Below are 2,739 nucleotides of genomic sequence, written 5' to 3'. Positions count from 1 at the left end.
GTCGGCGTCACCTGGTACGGGGCCCGGCTGGCGGCCGCCGGCGAGCTCTCCGTCGGCACCCTGATCGCCGTGTACGGTGCCACCGCCTTCCTGGCGGCGCCGCTGCGGATCCTCGGCGAGGCCGCGCACGCCTGGAGCGTCGCCCGGGTCTCGGCGGGCCGCGCCGTCCGGGTGCTCTCGCTGCGCCGGACCAGCGCCGCGGCCGAGGCCTCGCTGTCCCGGCCGGGCAATGCCGACCTGCACGACCCGGTGACCGGGCTGACCGCGCGGGCCGGTGAGCTGACCGCCGTGGTCTGCGGCGACCCGGACTTCGCCGGAGCGCTCGCCGAGCGGCTTGGCGGGCACGTCCCGGCGGCCGAGGACGAGCAGCAGCCCTCGGCCCGGCTCGGCGGGACGGAACTGGACGCGGTGCCGCTGGCCGAGGCCAGGGCGGCGGTGCTGGTCCACGACAAGGAGCCAGTGCTGCTCTCAGGCACGCTGGCCGGGCTGTTCGACATCCCGTCCTCGGGCCGGGTGCCGGTGGCCGAGGCGCTCGCGGCCGCCCGCTGCGACGACGTGCTGGAGGCCCTGGCGGAGGGCTCGCCGGAGTGCGGGGGAGACCCGATGCACGCCCGGATCACCGAGCGCGGCCGGTCGCTGTCCGGCGGCCAGCGCCAGCGGCTCGCGCTGGCCCGCGCGCTGCTGGCCGACCCGCCGGTGCTCGTCCTGGACGAGCCCACCAGCGCGGTCGACGCCCACACCGAGTCGCGGATCGCCACCGGGCTGCGGGAGGTGCGGGACGGGCACACCACGGTGGTGTTCGCGACCAGTCCGCTGCTGCTCGACCAGGCGGACCGGGTGGTGCTGGTCCGCGACGGCCGGGCGGTCGTGGCCGGGCGGCACCGCGACCTGATGCGGGCGGAGCCGGCGTACCGGGCGGTGGTCACCCGCGACGAGGAGGCCGCTCCCGAAGCGGCTGTCCCCGAGGCGGCTTCGGTGGGGGCCGGGGAGGGGGCCGCGTGAGCACGTTCGTCGGCCGTCCTGCTGCTAGCCGTCCTGCGCCCAACTGTCCTGCGACGCACGTGAGGAGTACGTCATGAAGCCCCCTCTGCATCAGGAGCAGGGGCCGGCCGCGACCCTGCCGGTCGGCTCCCCGGCCGCCGTGCGCGCGTACCTGCGGCTGCTCGCGCGGCGCCACCGCGGGGCCTTCTCCGGGGTGGTGGCGCTGCACTCGGTGGCCACGCTGGCCGGGCTGGTCGGGCCGTGGGTGCTCGGCGGGCTGGTCGAGTCGCTGGCCTCGGACTCCGCGCGGGCCGCCATCGGGGTGGCCGTCGCCTGGTACCTGCTGGCGTTGGCGGTGCAGTCCGCCTTCACCGGCTGCTCCCGGATGCGCGGCGCGATCCTCGGCGAGCGGGTCCTCGCGGACCTGCGCGAGGACTTCCTGGTCCGCTCGGTCGCGCTGCCCACCGGCGTCCTGGAGCGGGCCGGCACCGGCGACCTCGTCTCCCGGGGCACCACCGACATCGACCGGCTGGACAAGTCCGTGCGCGAGGCGGTGCCCGAACTCGCCGTCGCCGTCGTGTCGTTGCTGCTCGTGCTCGGCGCGCTGCTGGTCACCTCGCCGCTGCTCGCGCTCACCTCGCTGGTCGGGCTGCCGCTGCTGCTGGCCAGTTCCCGGTGGTACTTCCGGCGCGCGCCGCAGTCCTACCGCAACGAGTCGGCCGGCTACGCCGCGGTGAACACCGTGCTCGCCGAGACGGTGGACGCCGGGCGGACGGTCGAGGCGCTGCGCCTGGGCGACCAGCGGGTCCGGCTGACGGACCGCAAGCTGGGCGAGTGGCTGGCCTGGGAGCGGTACACGCTGTGGCTGCGCTCGATGTGGTTCCCGACCATCGACGCGGTCTACACCTCGGCCGTGCTGGCCACGCTGCTGCTCGGCGGCCTGTTCACCCTCCGCGGGTGGATCACCGTCGGCCAGCTGACCACCGGCGTGCTGTACGCGCAGATGCTCACCGGCCCGGTCGACCTGATCCTGCGCTGGTACGACGAGCTGCAGATCGGGCAGGCCTCGCTGGCCCGGCTGGTCGGCGTCCGCGAGGTGCCGGAGCACGAGGGCGACGAGGGCGCGCGCCCGGACGGCCGCCGGGTCGAGGCCACGGACGTGCGGTTCGGCTACCGCGAGGGCGCGGACGTCCTGCACGGGATCAGCCTGGACGTCGCCCCCGGCAGCCGGGTGGCGCTGGTCGGGCCGTCGGGGGCGGGCAAGTCCACCCTCGGGCGGCTGCTGGCCGGGATCTACGCGCCCGGCCGGGGCAGCGTCACGCTCGGCGGCGCGGCGCTCGCGCGGATGCCGGCCGAGCGGGTCCGGGCCGAGGTGGCGCTGGTCAACCAGGAGCACCACGTCTTCGTGGGCACGCTGCGGGACAACCTGCGGCTCGCCGCGCCCGGGGCCGACGACACCGAACTGCGGGCCGCGCTCGACGCGGTGGACGCCGGCGGCTGGGTGGACGCCCTCCCGGAGGGCCTGGACACCGAGGTCGGCTCCGGCGGTGCCGCGCTGACGCCGCCGCAGGCCCAGCAGCTCGCCCTGGCCCGGCTCGTGCTGGCCGATCCGCACACCCTCGTGCTGGACGAGGCCACCTCGCTGCTCGACCCGCGCGCCGCCCGGCACCTGGAGCGCTCGCTCTCCCGGGTGCTGGAGGGGCGGACGGTCATCGCCATCGCGCACCGTCTGCACACCGCGCACGACGCCGACGTGAT

General features: G+C 76.6%; 2 protein-coding genes. Both read left to right on the top strand.

Features of this window, described 5'->3' with window-relative positions:
- Positions 1–1,002 (top strand): ABC transporter ATP-binding protein (locus AB0O00_RS34765; protein WP_363658666.1); only part of this gene is annotated, 1,002 nt, incomplete at its 5' end.
- Between the two features lie 73 nt (positions 1,003–1,075).
- On the top strand, positions 1,076–2,739 hold a 1,664-nt coding region (locus AB0O00_RS34760; RefSeq protein ID WP_363658665.1), incomplete at its 3' end, for an ABC transporter ATP-binding protein.

It is taken from the genome of Kitasatospora sp. NPDC093558 (assembly GCF_040683475.1).
Taxonomy (GTDB): domain Bacteria; phylum Actinomycetota; class Actinomycetes; order Streptomycetales; family Streptomycetaceae; genus Kitasatospora.
Note: the sequence above shows the minus strand (reverse complement) of the source record. Positions and strands in the feature narration are given on the sequence as shown.